Source organism: Bradyrhizobium liaoningense, from assembly GCF_018130955.1.
Classification (GTDB): Bacteria; Pseudomonadota; Alphaproteobacteria; order Rhizobiales; family Xanthobacteraceae; genus Bradyrhizobium; species Bradyrhizobium liaoningense_C.
In genome coordinates this window covers 134,485-153,015 of the sequence record NZ_JAFCJM010000001.1, presented here as the reverse complement: position 1 = coordinate 153,015, position 18,531 = coordinate 134,485, and the positions used below count along the sequence as shown (strand labels likewise).

The window sequence follows — 18,531 nt, the reverse complement described above, 5'->3', positions numbered from 1 at the left end:
CATCGGTTATACTCATCCCGCAACTTGAGTATAACGCCCATGTCTGTGCCGTGCCTTGTGCGATCGCTGGCTACTTCCAATAGTTACCGCCCGCGCGATATCAAGCACCGCACTCCGCAAACCTCCGGAACACGCAACTAATGGAGCTTGCGCCGGGCGAGCGCGAATCCCGACAGTGCCGTCAACCTGCCCTCGCCTTCACGTACCGGCCGGGCGCGGATTCGCCGGGTGGGTAGAGATTGCTTCCGAGTTGGCTGCGCGCGGGCACCTGGTCTTCCGCCCATGGCTTGAGCCACTCGATCCAGTTATTCCACCAACTGCCGGGCTTCTCCTCAGCGCTCGCGAGCCATGTCGCCGGATCATCGCAGCGGTTGTCCGAAACCCAATAGCTCCGCTTGTTCTTCGATGCTGGATTGATCACGCCGGCAATGTGCCCACTCGCACCGAGCACAAAACGCGTCTCGCCCGCGAACAGGCCCGTCGTTCGATAGGCGGATCGCCATGGCACGATGTGGTCCTCGACGGTCGCCAGAACGTAGGCAGGTAAATCGACCCGTCCCAGATCGACGGGTGTGCCGCACATCGTCAATTTGCGGGACTCCCGGAGATTGTTCTCCAGGTACATATTGCGGATGTACCAGCAATACATCGGACCGGGGAGATTGGTCACATCGGCGTTCCAGAAAAGAAGATCGAAACGCTCGGGCGATTTTCCCTTCAGATAATTGTTGATCACATTCGGCCATATCAGCTCTTTCGACCGCAGGGTCTGGAAGACGAATCCCAACTCGGCGCCGCGGTAGATGCCGCCGTGGCCGATCGTCTGTTCGCGCTGTCGCACGCTCCCTTCATCCACGAACACGCCGAGATCGCCGGGCTCTCGGAAATCGAGCATCGTCGTCAGCAGGGTCACGCTGGCGACCGACTCGTCGCCTCGTGTCCGCAGGATCGCCAGCGCCGACGACAGAATGGTTCCTCCGACACACCAGCCCACGACATTGATCTTATCGGCGCCTGATATCGATTGAGCGATCTCAATGGCGCGCATCGCACCGTGCTCGACGTAATCGTCCCAGCCAAAATGCCCGCAAGAGGCATCCGGATTGCGCCAGGACACCATGAAGACCGTCAGGCCGTGCTCGACCGCGAAGCGGACGAAGGAATTGGCCGGCTGGAGATCAAGGATGTAGAACTTGTTGATGCAGGGCGGAACGACCAGCAGAGGCCGCGCAGCCACCTGCTCCGTCGCCGGCTCATATTGAATGAGCTGAAACAGGTCGTTTTCGAACACCACCGCGCCCCTCGAAGTTGCGACGTCCTTTCCGACCTCGAATGCGTTCTCGTCCGTGATCGTCAAATTGCCCTTGCCCAGATCCGCGATCAGATTGTCGAAACCGGCCTTGAGGCTCTGACCTTCGGTGTCGGTCGCAAGCTTGATGACATCAGGGTTTGTGGTCATAAAATTGGTTGGGCTCATCGCTTCGACGAGTTGGCGCGTGAAAAAGCGCAGGCGGTGCTTTTCCTTCTCGTCCAGATCCAGGGCTTCCACGAAGTCGGTGCAATAGCGCGAGTTCAACAGATAGGACTGCTTCAGCATGCTGTAGAGCGAGTTGTCCCGCCATTCCGTGGCATTGAACCTGCGGTCGCCGCGCGCGGGCTCGAGACCTCCTTCGCTCTGCATGCCTGCCGTTGATTTGATGAGGTGCTCTGTGAGCTGGTACAGACGCATTAGATGCTCGGCCTGTAGTTCAGCGATACGCGCCGACGAGCTGTGCGCTGAGCTCGCCTTCGCGCCATCGCGATCGCTATCCGCCGGCCATCCCAGCGACCGCCACAGGCTCGCGCCCGCCTTCATGAACCCTTCGACAAACTCGTCCGGCATATTGAATGGCCGATTCATCAGATTTCCCTCACTCAGCAAAATAAGATGATGGGTCGCGTTTCCAGGTCCGGGCAGCTTCTATCTGGCGCCCTTCGCTTCATACCCGGCCGGCTGCACCGCGTCGCCCGGAGAGTCACAAGCGTTCGCTTGCCTTCGTCAAGTTCCGGAGCGAACGACCGAACCTTCACGGATCCCGTCAACGTTCACGGCAAGACGCTTTATCTTGTCGTACAGCGTCTGCTTCGGGACGCCCAACAGCGCCGCCGTTGCCTGGACGTCGCCTTGCTTGCGCCGCAGTGCGTCCGCGATGATCGATCGCTCGATATTTTCAAGTTGCCGGGGCAACGACAGGTCCGACGTGCCAAATCCGGACTTGTTGATCGCCTTGCCGTCGAGAACGCCCAGCACGAAGCGGTCGGCGACGTTGCGGAGCTCGCGCACGTTTCCCGGCCAGGAGTAAGCCAGCAGGGCCGACATCGTCTGATCGTCCAGTATCGGCGCATCGCGCTCGAAGCGTCTCGCGGCGTCCAGCGTGAAGTGCTCGAACAGGAGAGGAATGTCCTCACGTCGCTCTCGAAGCGGCGGCAGTTCTATGAATGCGACGCCGAGGCGATAGTAGAGATCGGCGCGAAACAGCTTCTTTTCGCTCAACTCGAACAAATTGGTCTTGCTCGCGGCCACGACGCGGCAATCCACTGAGATCGGCTTGTTGGTTCCGACGCGCTCGATGGACCGGTCCTGCAGCGATCGCAGCAACTTCACCTGGACGCTCAGCGGCATGCTCTCGATTTCGTCGAGGAACAGCGTTCCGCCATTGGCATACTCGATCTTTCCGATACGTTGGCGGGTGGCGCCGGTGAATGCGCCGACCTCGTGACCGAACAACTCGCTTTCGACCAGCGACTCCGGCAGGCCGCCACAGTTCACCGCGACATAATTGCCGGCGCGGCGACCGCTATGATTGTGGAGGCAGCGCGCGACGACATCCTTGCCGGTTCCGGTCTCGCCATAGATCGTGACGTCGACATTGGTCGCAGCCAACGTGGAAACGAGCCGACGCACCTCCTGAATCTGCGGCGATCGGCCGAGCAGGCTCGCCTCGATTCCCTGGCGGTCCGCCAAGGCCGACCGCAGCGAGCGGACTTCCAGTGTGAGGCGCCTCTTCTCCGCGGCTCTGCGCACCACCGAGATCAGCTGTTCCGAGGAGCACGGCTTCTCGATGAAATCATAGGCACCGTTGCGCATCGCTTGCACGGCCATGGAGATATCACCATGCCCGGTGATGAGGATCACCGGCAGATCCTGATCCAACCTGCGCAGGTCGGCCTGCCACTCAAGGCCGCTCTTGCCGCGCAGGCGCACGTCGCAAACCACGACGAAGGGCATGTCCGAGCGTACGGACACGCCAGCAGTCTCGACGGAAGCAAATCCCGAGACCGAAAAACCTGCAAGTTCGAGGGCTTGAACGCCACCAATGCGAACATCCTCGTCGTCCTCGACATAGATCACACCAATAGATTGGTCATCGCCCATGCGAAGCCACCTCTGTCATCTCAGCCAATGGAAGGATCACGACAAATTCGGCGCCATCAGGAAGGTTTCGCGCACGCAATTCGCCGCCAAAGGAACGCGCAATGTGGTTGGAGAGCATCAAGCCGAGGCCGAGCCCCTTGCCCGCAGGCTTGGTCGTCACAAATGGCTCGAACATCCGCTGCAGAACATCGGACGCGATCGCCGGACCGCTGTTGCTGATGGCGATGCGGCAGCGGGCCGCCTGTCCCTGCTCCCGGGTCGCCCGGATCAGGATCGACTTTCGCTCGACGCTCTCCACGGCATCCAGCGCATTTGCCACGATGTTGCACAGCAGCTGCTCAAGCCGCGTCTGATCGGCAACGACGCAGAGCTTCGCGTCAATGTCCGTCGCGACGGCGACCCCGCCTTCCTTGACGCGCCCGGAAAGTATTTTGAGCGATTCAGCGGCGGCCTGCTCAACGGAAACCGCGCCGAGCGGGCTGCTCGACTTGTATGCGAACACCCGCAACTGGCCGGTCAAGCGTCCGAGCCGCCGCACCAGCTCGCCAATTCGGGTGAGATTTCCACGGGCATCGCCGATTGATCCGCGGTCGACCAGCAAAACTGCATTGTCGGCGGCGGTCTGCAAGGCCGCCAGCGGCTGGTTCAGTTCGTGCACGATGCCCGCCGACATCTGGCCGAGCGCGGCCAGCTTGCCGGCATGAACGAGCTCATCCTGCGCAGCGCGCAATTCGGCGGTGCGCTCCTGCACCCTGGTTTCGAGCATGTCGTTCGCCGCCTGCAACGCGGCTTGGCTCGCCAACCGCTGCTTGATCTCTCTACGGCGTTGCTCGACAAGACCAAGCGCCAGCAGCGCGACGAGGGCAGCGAGTCCCGATATGACCCCGATGACGAGCGCGGTCTCCCGCGTGGGCGCCTCGTCGTCGAGAAGCACGAGTTTCCACAGACCGCGGTTGATTGGAAGCTCGCTGACGGTATAGGCGGTGCCGTTTTCCACGGTGATCCGTGCAGTGCCGTTGTCGGACTGGGCGACGAAGGTCCATCCGAGCGGCGCGAGATCGTGGTTTCCATAAGGTTTGGATCGCGCAATGTCATCGCGTGTTTGAACCGACAGCGGCGCCATCGGGCGATAGCGCCACTCGTCGCGGGAGGCGAGTATCGTCACCTTGCGCTCGTCGACCAGTAGAATGTCGTTGTCGGTGTTGCGCCACGCCCGCTCGAACGAATCCAGATTGACCTTGACGGTCGCGATCCCCTTCGTCGTCCCGCTGTCCTTCAGGGCATAGGACAGATAATAGCCGGCACGCGCGGTGGTGATACCGACACCGAAGAATGCGCCGCGACCATTCGCGAGAGCTTCGCTCACATAGGGACGATACGACAGGTTTTCGCCGAAGGGTGTCCCGGGCTGGTCGAAATCAGCCGCGGCCAGCGTCGCGCCGGTGACCCCGAGAACATAGAGGTTGTCGGCCCCCGCCAGCAGGTTGATCGATTTCAGATAGAGGCTGACGGCTTGTTGCAGTGCGGGATCGCTGGGCGCCTCGAGCAACCGGAACACACCGGGTGACGTCTCCAGGAGAGACGGAAGATATTCAAATCTCGAAAGATGGCCGTCGAGCCTGGCGGCCTCGACGGCCAACCGCTGCTGGGCCGCAGCGTGCAAATGGTCCAGTCCCCGGCGGAACGTGACCGCATATCCGAGCCACGCTGCCGCCGCGACCAACGCAAGGGCAAATGCGCCGCGGATGAACCAACGCGTGGAAGAAGGCGCCACCGAACCGACCTTGGCAGGCTCCTTGACGTTCACCAGGGATGAAAGCTCCGTCATCTTGTGAACCAGCACAAACCCGGGAGCGCCGGCAATCGCGGCAGGCCACTCACGCATAGTCCAACTCTATGGTCTTGCCCCGGAATACGCGATAGGAAAATCCGGTGTAAGCGATGATCACCGGCAGCGTCACGCAGACCCCGATCAATATGACTCGGAGCGACTCCGGACTGCTGGCGGCCTGCCAGACCGTGAGCCGGTCGATCACGACATAGGGGTAGATGCTGTAGCTGAGACCCAGGAAACTCAGGAAGAACACGAGAACCAGCAATGCGAAGGGCAGCCAGCACAGCGCGCCGCGCACGGCCGGCGCCCCCAGCAAAAGGCGGACTGTCAGCAGCGCAACGCTGGTCGTGATCGGGATCGAGGCCACCGCGATCATCGCCGGCAGGGTGAACCACCTGAGGCGGACCGTCTCGCTGATCCACGGCGTTGCCATCGAGATCAGGATCAGGCCCAGGACCATGGGTGCCCAGGCGATCTTGCTCCACTCGATCGCCTTCTCCTGCAGCTCGCCATGCGTCTTCATAACGAGCCATGTCGCGCCGAGCAGCGCATAGGCCGTCGGCAACGCGATCGCGATAGCGCCGGCGAAGATCGGATAATTCCAACCCTCGCCAAAACCGCTGATATAGCGACCGAGCATCCAGCCCTGGCATACGGACGCCAGCATCGATCCGGCAATGAACATGCGATCCCACATCGCCTTCCGGTCGGCCTTCGCCTTGACCCGGAAATCAAAGGCAGCTCCGCGCAGGGTCAGGCCGACCAGCATGAGGGCGGTCGGCAAGTACAATTCCGACAGGACCAGTCCATGCGCCTTGGGGAAGGCGACGAGGAGAAGGCCGACGCCGAGAACGAGCCAGGTTTCATTCGCGTCCCAGAAGGGGCCGATCGAGGCGACCATGGTATCCCGCTCGTCAGGCGTCGCCCGATGCATCAGCATGCCGACCCCGAGATCGTAGCCGTCGCTCACGACATAGACGAGGAGAGATACGCCCATCAGCCCGATGAAGATCAGCGGCAAAAGCTCGTCGAAGGACATCAACATCATGCGAACTCTCCGCGGCTCTGATAGCGAAGCGGGTCCTGTGCAAGATCCTCCGACGTGACGGCCGCCGAGCTCTTTTCCGGCTTCTCCGACATGTATTTCAGCACGCCGACATAGGCCACCAGCAAGCCCACATAGAGGGTCACGTAGATTGCCAGGGTCAGCGCGATACTCGCCGATGGAACGCGCGAAGCGACCTCGCTTGTTCGGATAAGGCCGGAAACGATGAACGGTTGCCGTCCGATCTCCGTGACGTACCATCCCGCGATGGTTGCAACCCATCCGGCAAAGGTCATTCCCGCGAACAGTTTGAGCAATGGTCGCGGCATAAGGGAAAACTCCCAACCGTCGCGCCAATGCCTCCAGAGGCCGACCCAGCTGACGAGCAACATCAGAATGCCCGTTCCCACCATGATCCGGAACGACCAGAATAGCGGCAGCACCGGCGGATGCGCCGACGGGAACTCGTTCAGCCCCTTGAGTTCCCCGTCAGGATCGTGGCGGAGGATCAGGCTCGCGAGTTTCGGCACCGGCAGTTCGAAACGGTTCGACCGGGTCGCATCGTCCGGAATCGCGAACAGGAGCAGCGGCGCGCCACGCGTCGTCTCCCAGATGCCTTCAACCGCCGCGATCTTCTGCGGCTGATGCTTGAGCGTATTGAGCCCGTGGAAATCACCGGCCACCATCTGGGCGGGCGCGGCCAGGGCCGCGAGCACGAGCCCGGTTCGCAAGACCCGCGAGGCGTTCGTCGTCGCGACGCCCTTCAGGAGCTGCCAGGCGCTGATCCCGATCAGCAGGAACGCGCAGGTCAGCGACGACGCAAGCACCATGTGGACGAAGCGGTAGGGAAAGGACGGATTGAAGACGATCTCCAGCCAACTCCGTGCGTGGAACTGGCCATCGACAATCTCGTATCCCGCCGGCGTCTGCATCCACGAATTGAGCGCGAGGATCCAGAACGCACTCATCAGCGTGCCCAGCGCCACCAGAAAGGTCGCCCCAAGGTGAACCATCTCGCCGACGCGGCGATGGCCGAACAGCATCACGCCGAGAAAGCCCGCTTCCAGAAAGAACGCGGTCAGCACTTCATAACCGAGCAGAGGGCCGGCGATGTTGCCCACACGCTCCATATAGCCCGGCCAGTTCGTACCGAATTGAAAACTCATGGTGACGCCGCTGACCACTCCGAGCGCGAACGTCAGGGCGAACACCTTGGTCCACAGGCGGTAGGCGCGGAGCCAATCGAGTTTCTGCTGGGGATCAGTCGCGCGCAGGTGCTTCAGCCGGAAGAACAGAAGCACCCAGCCCAGTGCAATCGAGATCGATGGAAACAGGATGTGGAACGTGATGTTGGCGGCGAACTGCATGCGCGCAAGGAACACGGCGTCCATCATCATTCCTCCGGGTTCACGCAGCACCTCCAGCGTGACTCAAATGCGCATCAATGCAGCTTCACGTGCGGCTCGGTGCGCCGGGTGATCAGGCGGGCCAGCGTGTCGAGCGCTACCTTCACCGAACCGTGCAGCGCGTGTTCGTGCATCTTGTAGAGCGACAGGTACATCATCCGTGCAAAGAGGCCTTCGAAAACGAGGCTGCCACCCACGAGCGCTCCCATCATCGAGCCGACCGTGCTGAATTCACCGAGCGAGACCAGGGATCCGAAGTCCCTGTAACGATAGTCCTTGAGCGGCTCGCCGCGCAGATGGCGCGGAATCTGTAGATAGAGATGGGAGGCCTGCTGATGCGCCGCCTGCGCGCGCGGCGGAACGTTGCCGCGTTCGCCCCACTGGCAGGCCGAGCAGTCGCCGATAGCGAAGATGCTATCGTCGCGCGTCGTCTGCAGCGTTGGCTTGACGACGAGCTGATTGATGCGGTTGGTCTCCAGCCCGGCGATATCTTTCAGGAAATCGGGCGCCTTGACGCCCGCTGCCCAGACGATCAGTTCGGCAGGGATGGTCCGGCCGTCGGTCAGGCTCACGCGGTCGGGACCGACCTCGGCAACTTTGGCGCCGACCAGAACATTAACCCCCAACCTGGCGAGCAGTTTTTCCGTCTCTTTTGAAACACGTTCTGGTAGCGCGGGCAGCACACGGTCAGCGGCTTCAATCAGCGTGATCCTGATGTCCTTCTGAGGATCGACCTGATCGAGGCCATACGCCACGACCTCGCGCGTCGTTCTGTGCAGTTCGGCCGCAAGTTCGACACCGGTCGCGCCGGCACCGATGATCACGACCTTCAACTGGTGCGCCCCCAGAGGCGCCGATTGGGCATGCGCGCGAATACAGGCATTGACCATGCGTTCATGGAACCGCCTCGCATCGGCCTGTGATTCAAGCTTGATTGCGTGGTCCACGACGCCAGGCGTGCCAAAATCGTTGTTCTGGCTTCCGATGGCCACGACGAGGGCGTCATAGTCGAAAGTTCGCTTCGGCGTGACTTCACGACCTTCGCTGTCGAAATACGGTGCCACCTGCACCTGACGCCGATCCCGATCTATCCCGATCATGTCCCCAATGCGGTAGCGGAACCCATGCCAGTAGGATTGCGCGAGGTAGTCAACCTCGTGGGCGGAGATGTCCATGCTGCCGGCGGCGATTTCGTGCAGCTTTGGCTTCCACACATGCGTGCGATTGCGCTCGATCAGCGTGACGTCGAGCTTACCCTTACGCCCGTATTTGTCGCCGAGGCGGGTCGCCAGCTCCAGGCCGCCGGCTCCGCCTCCGACGATCACGATCCGGGGTGTTCCCAATTGCGGCTTACCCATGATGGCCTCGACCAATCAAGTTCACAAACCGTCCGAGCGCATCCCCCTGATCAGGCTCTCTCGGAGACGGCGTCGGCGACCGCGACCGCCGCCATGTTCACGATGCGCCGCACCGTGGACGATGGCGTGAGGATGTGAGCCGGCTTTGCCGCCCCGAGCAGGATGCCGCCGACAGTCAGTCCCTGCCCCGCCGCCATCCGCAGCAGATTGTAGGAGATATTGGCGGCGTCGAGATTCGGCATGACAAGCACATTCGCCGGTCCCTCGAAACCGGAGTCGGGAAACTCGTGGTGAAGCACGGATGGCGATAGCGCCGCATCACCGCGCATCTCGCCCTCGATCGCCAGATCGGGCGCTCGCTCGCGAATGATCGCCCGCGCCTCCCGCATCTTGCTCGCTTCCGGGACCGCAGAGCTGCCGAAGCTCGAATGCGACAGCAACGCTACCCGCGGCGTGATGCCGAACCGCCTGACCTCCGCCGCCGCCAGCAAGGCGATGTCGGCGACCTGCTGTGCGGTCGGGTTGATGTGGCAATGGGTGTCGCAAATGAACAGCTGATGCTGCTGCAGGATGAGCATCTGCATCACGGCCAGCGTCCGCACGCCATCGCGGGTGCCGATCACGTTGCGGATCGCGGTCAGGTGGTCGGCAGTCCTGCCGATGACGCCGCACAGCATCGCATCGCCGATACCTCTTTCGAGGAGAAGCGAGGCGAGCACGGTCGCATCGCTCCGGGTCTCGGAGAGCGCCAGCGAGGCCGATACGCCGTCGCGCTTCCGCCGCGAATGGTACACTTCCGCGCATTTGGAATAGATTTCCGCATCATGTGGATCAACGATCTCGCAGTCCTTGCCAGGCTTCAGCCGAAGATCGAAAGACTTGATCCGCTCCTCGATCGCCGAGGGCCGACCGACCAGCAAGGGTCTTGCAATCCTCTCGTCAACGACCACCTGCGCGGCGCGCAGCACGCGCTCGTCCTCGCCCTCCGCCAGCAGCAATGATTTTCCGCTTCCCTTCGCCACCGAGAAGACCGGTTGCATCGCGTTGCCGGAATGATAGACGAACCGGCTCAGTTGCTGCCGATAGGCTTCCATGTCCGCGATCGGACGCTTGGCGACGCCGCTGTCGGCCGCAGATTTGGCGACCGCGGGTGCCACGACCTCGATGAGACGCGGGTCGAGCGGCTTTGGAATGAGATAGTCGCGACCGAAGCGGAGCTTCTCGCCCTTATACGCAGCGGCCACCACCTCGGGCACTTCCGCCATGGCCAGATCGGCCAGTGCGCGCACTGTCGCGAGCTTCATCTCCTCATTGATTGTGGTGGCTCCGCAATCGAGCGCGCCCCTGAAGATGAACGGAAAGCAGAGGACGTTATTGATCTGGTTGGGATAGTCCGACCGTCCCGTGCCGATGATTGCATCGGGGCGAACCGCCAGCGCGTCTTCAGGCATGATTTCCGGGATCGGGTTGGCCATCGCAAAGATCAAGGGATCGCGCGCCATCTTCTTGACCATGTCTTGCGTCAGCACATTGCCCGCCGACAGGCCCAGAAAGATGTCCGCCTCTTGGATGATCTCGTCGAGCTTTCGTGCCTCCGTTTTCACCGCATAGCGCGCTTTGTTGTCGTCCATGCCGTCCGTACGGCCGGCATAAACGACGCCCTTTGCGTCGGTCACGATGATTCGATCGTGGCGCAAGCCAAGGCTGACGATGAGGTCGAGACAAGCCAGCGCCGCGGCGCCGGCGCCGGAGCAAACCAGCTTGACGTCCGCGATGTCCTTCTTGACCAGCTTCAACCCGTTGAGGATCGCAGCCGCGGCGATGATCGCGGTCCCGTGCTGGTCATCGTGAAAGACCGGAATCTTCATTCGGGCGCGCAGCTTCTGTTCGATGTAGAAGCATTCCGGCGCCTTGATATCCTCCAGATTGATCCCGCCGAACGTCGGCTCCATCCTCGCGATGGTTTCGACCAATGCGTCCGGGTCCTCCTCGGCCAGCTCAATATCGAAGACGTCGATCCCCGCGAACTTCTTGAACAGGCACGCCTTGCCTTCCATGACGGGCTTGCCCGCCAGCGGGCCGATGTTGCCAAGACCAAGCACCGCGGTACCGTTGGTCACGACAGCCACGAGGTTGCTGCGCGCCGTCAACTCATCGGCCTTGAGTGGATCCTTGGCGATGACCAGGCAAGGCTCGGCCACGCCGGGCGAATACGCCAGCGACAGGTCGCGCTGCGTCGCCATGGCCGTGGTGGGCACCACGGAAATCTTTCCCGGCCTCGGCAGACGGTGATATTCGAGTGCGGCTTCCCTCAGATCCTGGTCCATCGTATTCCCCGATTCTAATCTTTGTTCGGGCGGCGGATGCGCCGCTCGCCTGTCAGGTGTTTCCGCCACGCGTGCGCATCGCGTGCCGTTCTGTCTTCGAAACGCCGGCGCAATATCTCGACGCGTCCCACCCGCTCGGGCGCTGCGTAGACGCACAGAACATCCCCGACATAGACCGGCTTGATGAAATGCATCACCTCGACTGCAACCGTCGCAACGCGCCGCTGTGAGTGCTGTCTGGCATGGATTCCGCCGGCGATATCCATCTGCGAAAGCACCCAGCCCCCGAAGATATCGCCGCTCGGGTTCGCATCCGCCGACATGGCGAGTGTCCGTGTCGTGAGGTCGCCTCGTGGTTGGATCGACATGGCGGTGGCTCAGATCATGCTCTGGCCGCCATTCGCCGAAATCGTCGAACCCGTGATGAAGCCGGCATCGTCCGAGGCCAGGAAGACGACAGTGCGCGCAATCTCGTGAGGTTCGCCCAAACGCCCGACCGGAATCTGCGACAGGATGCTCTTGGCCACGACCTCCGGGTTGATCGCCTTGACCATTTCGGTGGCGATATAGCCGGGGCAGATCGCGTTGACGGTGATGCCCGCACGCGCGCCCTCCTGCGCCAGCGCCTTCACGAAGCCGATATCACCCGCCTTGGCGGCGGAATAGTTGACCTGACCCATCTGGCCCTTCTGGCCGTTGATCGAGGAGATGCAAATCACGCGGCCGGACTTGCGCTCACGCATGCCCTCCCACACCGGCCTCGTCATGTTGAAGAGCGAGTTCAGATTAGTGTTGATGACCGCGTACCACTGGTCGGGCGTCATCTTGTGGAACATGCCGTCCTTGGTGATGCCCGCATTGTTGACCAGTACATCCACTGGCCCCAGGTCGGCTTCGACCTGCTTCAGGCCTGCGACGCACGCCTCATATTTCGAGACGTCCCACTTGTAGACATTGATTCCGGTCTCGCTCTTGAACTTCGCGGCGGCTTCATCATTACCGGCATAGCTCGCGGCCACCTTATAGCCGGCCGCCTTGAGCGCGATCGAGATGGCTTCTCCGATGCCGCGCGTTCCGCCAGTTACCACTGCAACCCTGGACATGCTCTCCTCCTGAACTGGATTGACCTTGTATTCGCCGGCTCTCGGGAGCCGGCGTTCCTCGCAGGCGGCTGGTGCCGCCCACGCCAATGCTTTGGTCGCAGCGATTGCCCCCTAGCGCTCGACCGTCAGGGCAACGCCCATGCCGCCGCCAATACAGAGCGTGGCGAGGCCCTTCTTCGCGCCGCGCTTCTGCATCTCGAACAGGAGTGTCGTCAAAACGCGCGCGCCTGACGCACCGATCGGATGGCCGATGGCGATGGCGCCGCCGTTGACATTGACGATCGACGGATCCCAGCCCATGTCCTTGTTGACGGCGATCGCCTGCGCCGCGAACGCTTCATTGGCTTCGACCAGATCCAGATCGCCAACCTTCCAGCCGGCCTTTTCGAGGGCCTTGCGGGAGGCCGGGATCGGCCCTGAGCCCATGACGGCGGGATCGACGCCCGCCGTGGCCCAGGAGACAATCTTCGCGAGCGGGGTAAGGCCGCGCTTCTTGGCTTCGTCCGCGCTCATCAGTACGAGAGCGGCCGCGCCATCATTGATCCCCGAGGCGTTGCCGGCGGTGACCGTACCCTCCTTGTTGAAGGCAGGCTTGAGCTTCGCAAGCGCATCGAGCGTCGTCCCCGGACGGATGTATTCATCCTGGTCGACGATGACGTCGCCCTTCCGGGTCTTGACGGTGACGGGAACGATTTCGTCGTTGAACCTGCCGGCCCTTTGCGCATCCTCGGCCTTGTTCTGCGAGCTGGTGGCGAACGCATCCTGCTCCGCACGGGTGATCTGCCATTTGGCGGCTATGTTCTCCGCAGTGACCCCCATGTGATAGCCGTGGAAGGCGTCCATCAGGCCGTCCTTCAACATGGAGTCGACGAACTTGACGTCGCCCATCTTGGTGCCGTTCCGCAAATGCGAGAGATGCGGCGCCATCGACATGGACTCCATGCCGCCTGCGACGATGACCTTCGCATCGCCGTTGGCGATCTGCTGCAAGCCCAGGGCGACCGAGCGCAGGCCCGACCCGCAAAGCTGATTCATGCCCCACGCCGTCTTCTCCTGCGGAATGCCGGCCGCCATCGCAGCCTGGCGCGCCGGGTTTTGCCCCTCGCCACCGGCCAGGACCTGGCCCAGGATGACTTCGTCGACATCTTCAGGCGAGACCTTGGCGCGCTCAAGGGCGCCCTTGATCGCCACGGCCCCGAGCTCATGGGCGGTCAGCGATCCGAACGCCCCATTAAAAGAGCCAACCGGCGTCCGCGCGGCGGACACAATCACTACATCAGTCATGACCAATTCCTCTTTTACGTTCGTTCTCTCGCAATCCGATTGTCAGAAGCCCCTGCCCTCCGCCACGGCGGTCTCGAAGTCCGTTGGGTCAATTTCGCGCTGGAGTCCGACACGCAGCTTCTCGCGGTCGAGTTCGCCCTCCCACCAGGCCACCACCACGCAGGCGACGCCATTACCGCAGAGATTGGTCAGAGCGCGGCATTCGCTCATGAACTTGTCGATGCCGAGCACGATCGCCATGCCGGGAAGCAGCTCCGGCCTGACGGCGGCGAGCGTGCCTGCGAGCGTAATGAAGCCGGCACCCGTGATGCCCGATGCGCCCTTCGAGGTGAGCATGGCGACGATGAGAATCGTCAACTGCTCGCCGAAGCTGAGCTGCACGTTCATCGCCTGCGCAATGAACAGCGTCGCCAGCGTCATGTAGATGTTGGTGCCGTCCAGATTGAAGGAGTAGCCGGTCGGCACGACGAGGCCGACGACCGGCTTAGAGCAGCCGAGGCGCTCGAGCTTCTCCATCATCTGCGGAAGCGCGCTCTCCGAGGATGACGTGCCAAGCACGATCAGCAATTCATCCTTCAGATATCTGAGGAACTTGAAGATCGAGAATCCGGCGAAGCGGGCGATCAGACCAAGCACCACAAAGACGAACAGGAGCGCGGTGATATAGAAGGTTGCAATAAGCCCGGCGAGATTGCCCAGTGCCTGCGGACCATACCGCCCGATTGTATAGGCCATTGCACCGAACGCACCGATCGGGGCCGCCTTCACAATGATCGAGATGACGCCGAACATTGCGTGAGCCACATCATCGATGAACGCGCGCACGGTATGAGCGCGCTCACCGAGCCCCATCAACGCAAAGCCGAACAGGATTGCGAACAGCAGGACCTGCAGGATTTCGCCCTGTGCAAACGCACCCACAACGGTGTCCGGGATGACGTGCAGGACGAAATCGACCGACTTCATTTCGCTCGCCTGCTTGGCATAGCCCGCGACAGCAGCGGCGTTGGATTGACCCTGAAAGCCTGCTCCAGGCTGCACCACGTTGCCGACGATCAAGCCGAGTGCCAGTGCAAGCGTCGACACGATCTCGAAATAGATCAGCGCCTTGATCGCTACCCGGCCGACTTTCTTCACTTCGGAGATGTGGGCGATGCCGGAGACGACGGTGCAGAAAATGATTGGCGCAATCACCATCTTGATGAGCTTGACGAAGCCGTCGCCCATCGCCTTGATCCACTCGTTCTTGCCGAGTTCGGGGGAAATCCAGCCTACGATAATGCCGAGCACAATCGCCGCGATCACCTGGACATACAAAATCCGGTAGAAAGGTTTCTTCTGCGTCGTCGTCACAGCGATCGTTCCAGACATCGTCTCCTCCTTGATCTCGTTGCATCTGCCCGTGTCGGCGGCAGGGACTATTTTTTCTTCTGCGGCGGAAGGTCCGTGCAGTGGCCCTCGAACACCTCGGCCGCCATGCCAATGGATTCACCGAGCGTCGGATGTGGATGAATGGTCTTGCCGATGTCGGCGGGCTCGCATCCCATCTCGACCGCCAGGCAGATCTCGCTGATGAGATCGCCCGCATGCGTGCCGACGATGCCGCCACCGATGACGCGGTGCGTTGCCGTGTCGAACAGCAGCTTTGTGAATCCCTCGTCGCGACCATTGGCGATGGCGCGGCCGGAGGCTGCCCAGGGGAAGACCGCCTTCCCGAATTTGATGCCCTCGGCCTTGCACTGGTCTTCGGTCTTGCCGGCCCAGGCGACTTCGGGATCGGTGTAGGCGACGGACGGAATCTGCCGTGCATCGAAACAGGATTTTTCGCCGTGGGCGACTTCCGCCGCGACATGGCCTTCATGCACGGCCTTGTGCGCCAGCATCGGCTGCCCCACGACGTCTCCGATCGCAAAGATGTGTGCCACGTTGGTGCGCATCTGCTTGTCGACGTCAATGAAGCCTCGATCGGTCACCGCGACACCGGCCCTTTCCGCGCCGATTTTCTTGCCATTCGGGCTGCGGCCGACCGACACGAGAACGAGGTCATAGACCTGCGGCCCGGCAGGCGCCTGCGCGCCCTCGAAGCTCACCTCGATCCCGGCTTCGGTTGCCTTTGCACCCACCGTTTTGGTCTTCAGCATGACCTTGTCGAAACGGCCTGCGTTCGTCTTCTCCCAGACCTTGACCAGGTCGCGGTCGGCCCCTTGCATCAGGCCGTCGAGCATCTCGACGACATCAATGCGCGCGCCGAGCGTCGAATACACCGTTGCCATTTCGAGCCCGATGATGCCGCCGCCGATCACCAGCATGCGCTTGGGGATCGACTTCAGCTGCAATGCGCCGGTCGAATCGACGATGCGCGGGTCCTCGGGCAGGAATGGCAGTTTCACGGCCTGGCTGCCGGCTGCGATGATGGCTTTGGCGAACTTGATCGTTTTCTTCCCGCCCGCCGAGACCACTTCGAGATGATGCGGATCGAGGAAGGCACCCACGCCGTTCACGACCTCGACCTTGCGGGCCTTGGCCATCCCGGCAAGGCCGCCGGTCAGCTTCTTGATTACGCCATCCTTGAAGCCGCGCAACTTGCCGAGGTCGACCTGCAGCGCACCGAAGGAAATGCCGTGATCAGGCAGATGCTTGACTTCATCGATCACCGATGCCGTATGCAAGAGCGCTTTGCTCGGGATGCAACCGACGTTGAGACAGACCCCGCCGAGCGTGTCGTAACGTTCGACGAGTACGGTCTTCATGCCGAGATCGGCGGCACGGAAGGCAGCCGAGTAGCCGCCGGGCCCAGCACCCAGCACCACCATATCGCATTCGAGATCCGCCTTGCCCGAATAGGATGATGCCGAGGGCGCGGCGACGGGCGGAGCGGCTTTGGCCGGAGCTGCAGACGCGGGCTTGGGGGCGGCAACCTCTCCCGTGGCTTCCAGCACGAGAATGATCGTCCCTTCGCTGACCTTGTCGCCGGTCTTGACCTTCACGTCCTTGACCACGCCCGCGTGCGAGGATGGAATCTCCATCGATGCCTTGTCGGACTCGACCATGATCAGGCTGGTGTCGACCGCGACGGTCTCGCCCGCCTTCACCATGACCTCGATCACCGCAACGTCCTTGAAGTCGCCGATATCCGGGACCTTCACTTCGATCTGCTGAGCCATGCTGCTCCCTCCCCTCTCAGAACAGCACGCGCCGCAGATCGGCGAGCACGTTGGCAAAATGGACGTTGAAACGCGCGGCCGCCGCGCCATCGATGACGCGATGATCCCAGGACAGCGATAGCGGCAGAGTCAGACGCGAGGCCCAGGTCTTGCCATCAGCCGAATGCTGCTTCCAATGGCCCTTACAGACACCCATGATCGCGACTTCTGGCGCGTTGATGATCGGCGTGAAGTAGATGCCGCCGATGCCACCGAGCGAGGAAATCGAGAACGTTCCCCCCTGCATCTGGTCGGGCTTGATCTTGCCTTCGCGCGCCAGCTTGGCGAGCTCATTCATCTCCTTGGCGATCTCCGGCACCGACTTCTTGTCGGCGTCCCGGATCACGGGCACCATCAACCCATTCGGGGTGTCCGCGGCAAAGCCGATGTGCCAGTAGTTCTTGTAGACGAGCGTGTCGCCATCGAGGCTCGCGTTGAACTCCGGAAATTTCTTCAGCGTACAGACAGCGGCCTTCACCATGAACGGCAGGAGCGAGAGCTTCACGCCGCTCTTCTCCAGCTCCTTGTTCATCTTCACCCTGAACTGCTCGAGATCGGTGATGTCGGCCTCGTCGTGGGTCGTGACGTGCGGAATGACGACCCAGTTGCGGTGAAGATTGGCGGCGGAAATCTTCTTGATGCGGCCGAGTTCCTTGCGCTCGACCGGGCCGAATTTCGCGAAATCGATCTTGGGCCAGGGCAAGAGATCGATGCCGCCGACTCCGCTTCCGCTTGCAGCCGCGGCCTGCGGCTTGGCAGCTGCCGCCCCGCCCTTGATGAAGGCTTCGACATCTTCGCGCAGGATGCGGCCATGATTGCCGCTGCCCCTGATCTTGCCGAGATCCGCAGCCAGCTCGCGCGCCAGCTTGCGGACAGCCGGTCCGGCATAGGCGAGCGCGAACGCCTTTTCGTCGACCCCACCGGGGTGCGCCACAGGAGCCGCGGCGGGCGCCGACGACGGGGCTACAGGCGAAGGCGCCACCGAGCTGGCCGCCGCCGATGTATCGCTGGTCGCGAGCAGGAGGATGATCGCGCCCTCGCTGACCTTGTCGCCCGTCTTCACCTTGATCTCGCGCACGGTGCCCGAGAGCGGCGCCGGCACTTCCATGGTCGCCTTGTCCGACTCGAGCGCGATCAGCGGATCCTCGGCCTTGACGCTGTCGCCGGGCTTGACGAAGATTTCGATCACCGGAACGTCCTTGAAGTCACCGATGTCGGGGACGCGTACCTCGGCGACACCAGCCGGCGCGCTGACAGGCGATGGCGGCGCGCTGACGACCGGGCGAGCCTCGGCCTGCTCGGCGCCAGCGCCCACGAACTGCACGATCACGGCGCCTTCGCTCACCTTGTCGCCCACCTTGACGACCACGGACTTCACCACGCCATCCCGCGGCGACGGCACCTCCATGGTCGCCTTGTCGGACTCCAGCGCAACGAGGGGATCCTCAGCCTTCACCTTGTCGCCCGGCTTGACGAATATCTCGATCACCGGGACTTCCTTGAAGTCGCCGATATCTGGAACCTTGATGTCGATCACACCGCTCATCGCTCTGCCC

General features: G+C 62.2%; 12 protein-coding genes and 1 pseudogene. All 13 read right to left on the bottom strand.

Features of this window, described 5'->3' with window-relative positions:
- Positions 1-181: 181 nt before the first annotated feature.
- The 13 genes and pseudogenes from phaC to JQ632_RS00635 all read right to left on the bottom strand — a co-directional run bounded on the left by phaC (position 182) and on the right by JQ632_RS00635 (position 18,521).
- Entirely contained in the window at positions 182-1,900 is a 1,719-nt protein-coding gene (gene phaC, locus JQ632_RS00695) for a class I poly(R)-hydroxyalkanoic acid synthase (RefSeq protein WP_212400298.1), read from the bottom strand.
- A 138-nt stretch (positions 1,901-2,038) separates the two neighbouring features.
- Positions 2,039-3,415, bottom strand: coding sequence for a sigma-54 dependent transcriptional regulator (locus JQ632_RS00690; protein WP_212400297.1), 1,377 nt, complete (start codon positions 3,413-3,415; stop codon positions 2,039-2,041).
- A complete protein-coding gene (locus JQ632_RS00685; protein ID WP_212400296.1) occupies positions 3,405-5,300 on the bottom strand; it encodes an ATP-binding protein in 1,896 nt (631 codons plus the stop codon). The genes JQ632_RS00690 and JQ632_RS00685 overlap by 11 nt, the downstream gene beginning before the upstream one ends.
- A complete protein-coding gene (locus JQ632_RS00680; protein WP_212400295.1) occupies positions 5,293-6,297 on the bottom strand; it encodes a cytochrome d ubiquinol oxidase subunit II in 1,005 nt (334 codons plus the stop codon). The genes JQ632_RS00685 and JQ632_RS00680 overlap by 8 nt, the downstream gene beginning before the upstream one ends.
- Positions 6,294-7,685 carry a cytochrome ubiquinol oxidase subunit I gene (locus JQ632_RS00675; RefSeq protein WP_249151181.1) on the bottom strand — a complete coding sequence of 464 codons (1,392 nt, stop codon included), beginning with the start codon at positions 7,683-7,685 and terminating at the stop codon, positions 6,294-6,296. Before JQ632_RS00675 ends, JQ632_RS00680 begins: the two co-directional genes overlap by 4 nt.
- A gap of 50 nt (positions 7,686-7,735) precedes the next feature.
- A complete protein-coding gene (locus JQ632_RS00670) occupies positions 7,736-9,058 on the bottom strand; it encodes an NAD(P)/FAD-dependent oxidoreductase (protein WP_212400293.1) in 1,323 nt (440 codons plus the stop codon).
- A gap of 50 nt (positions 9,059-9,108) precedes the next feature.
- Positions 9,109-11,385 carry an NADP-dependent malic enzyme gene (locus tag JQ632_RS00665; RefSeq protein WP_212400292.1) on the bottom strand — a complete coding sequence of 759 codons (2,277 nt, stop codon included), beginning with the start codon at positions 11,383-11,385 and terminating at the stop codon, positions 9,109-9,111.
- Positions 11,386-11,480: 95 nt separating this feature from the next.
- A pseudogene (locus tag JQ632_RS00660) lies at positions 11,481-11,753 on the bottom strand (acyl-CoA thioesterase); the annotation flags it as partial.
- Between the two features lie 9 nt (positions 11,754-11,762).
- The gene (gene phbB / locus JQ632_RS00655; RefSeq protein ID WP_212400290.1) at positions 11,763-12,488 is read right to left on the bottom strand and encodes an acetoacetyl-CoA reductase; all 726 of its coding nucleotides are present in this window, start codon (positions 12,486-12,488) and stop codon (positions 11,763-11,765) included.
- Between the two features lie 111 nt (positions 12,489-12,599).
- Complete coding sequence (locus JQ632_RS00650; RefSeq protein WP_212400289.1) at positions 12,600-13,772, bottom strand: acetyl-CoA C-acetyltransferase; 1,173 nt, start codon at positions 13,770-13,772, stop codon at positions 12,600-12,602.
- Between the two features lie 42 nt (positions 13,773-13,814).
- On the bottom strand, positions 13,815-15,143 hold the full coding sequence (locus JQ632_RS00645) for a dicarboxylate/amino acid:cation symporter (RefSeq protein ID WP_212400288.1): 1,329 nt from the start codon (positions 15,141-15,143) through the stop codon (positions 13,815-13,817).
- 47 nt (positions 15,144-15,190) lie between these two features.
- Positions 15,191-16,936: a dihydrolipoyl dehydrogenase gene (gene lpdA, locus JQ632_RS00640; RefSeq protein ID WP_212400287.1), complete on the bottom strand. Its 1,746-nt coding sequence runs from the start codon at positions 16,934-16,936 to the stop codon at positions 15,191-15,193.
- A 16-nt stretch (positions 16,937-16,952) separates the two neighbouring features.
- On the bottom strand, positions 16,953-18,521 hold the full coding sequence (locus JQ632_RS00635; RefSeq protein WP_212400286.1) for a dihydrolipoyllysine-residue acetyltransferase: 1,569 nt from the start codon (positions 18,519-18,521) through the stop codon (positions 16,953-16,955).
- Positions 18,522-18,531: the final 10 nt, after the last annotated feature.

What these genes read in the sequence shown, in the direction of transcription:
- phaC (WP_212400298.1), bottom strand. Translation starts at nt 1,900, where the DNA reads ATGAATCGGCCATTCAATATGCCGGACGAGTTTGTCGAAGGGTTCATG.
- JQ632_RS00690 (WP_212400297.1), bottom strand. Translation starts at nt 3,415, where the DNA reads ATGGGCGATGACCAATCTATTGGTGTGATCTATGTCGAGGACGACGAG.
- JQ632_RS00685 (WP_212400296.1), bottom strand. Translation starts at nt 5,300, where the DNA reads ATGCGTGAGTGGCCTGCCGCGATTGCCGGCGCTCCCGGGTTTGTGCTG.
- JQ632_RS00680 (WP_212400295.1), bottom strand. Translation starts at nt 6,297, where the DNA reads ATGATGTTGATGTCCTTCGACGAGCTTTTGCCGCTGATCTTCATCGGG.
- JQ632_RS00675 (WP_249151181.1), bottom strand. Translation starts at nt 7,685, where the DNA reads ATGGACGCCGTGTTCCTTGCGCGCATGCAGTTCGCCGCCAACATCACG.
- JQ632_RS00670 (WP_212400293.1), bottom strand. Translation starts at nt 9,058, where the DNA reads ATGGGTAAGCCGCAATTGGGAACACCCCGGATCGTGATCGTCGGAGGC.
- JQ632_RS00665 (WP_212400292.1), bottom strand. Translation starts at nt 11,385, where the DNA reads ATGGACCAGGATCTGAGGGAAGCCGCACTCGAATATCACCGTCTGCCG.
- phbB (WP_212400290.1), bottom strand. Translation starts at nt 12,488, where the DNA reads ATGTCCAGGGTTGCAGTGGTAACTGGCGGAACGCGCGGCATCGGAGAA.
- JQ632_RS00650 (WP_212400289.1), bottom strand. Translation starts at nt 13,772, where the DNA reads ATGACTGATGTAGTGATTGTGTCCGCCGCGCGGACGCCGGTTGGCTCT.
- JQ632_RS00645 (WP_212400288.1), bottom strand. Translation starts at nt 15,143, where the DNA reads ATGTCTGGAACGATCGCTGTGACGACGACGCAGAAGAAACCTTTCTAC.
- lpdA (WP_212400287.1), bottom strand. Translation starts at nt 16,936, where the DNA reads ATGGCTCAGCAGATCGAAGTGAAGGTCCCGGATATCGGCGACTTCAAG.
- JQ632_RS00635 (WP_212400286.1), bottom strand. Translation starts at nt 18,521, where the DNA reads ATGAGCGGTGTGATCGACATCAAGGTTCCAGATATCGGCGACTTCAAG.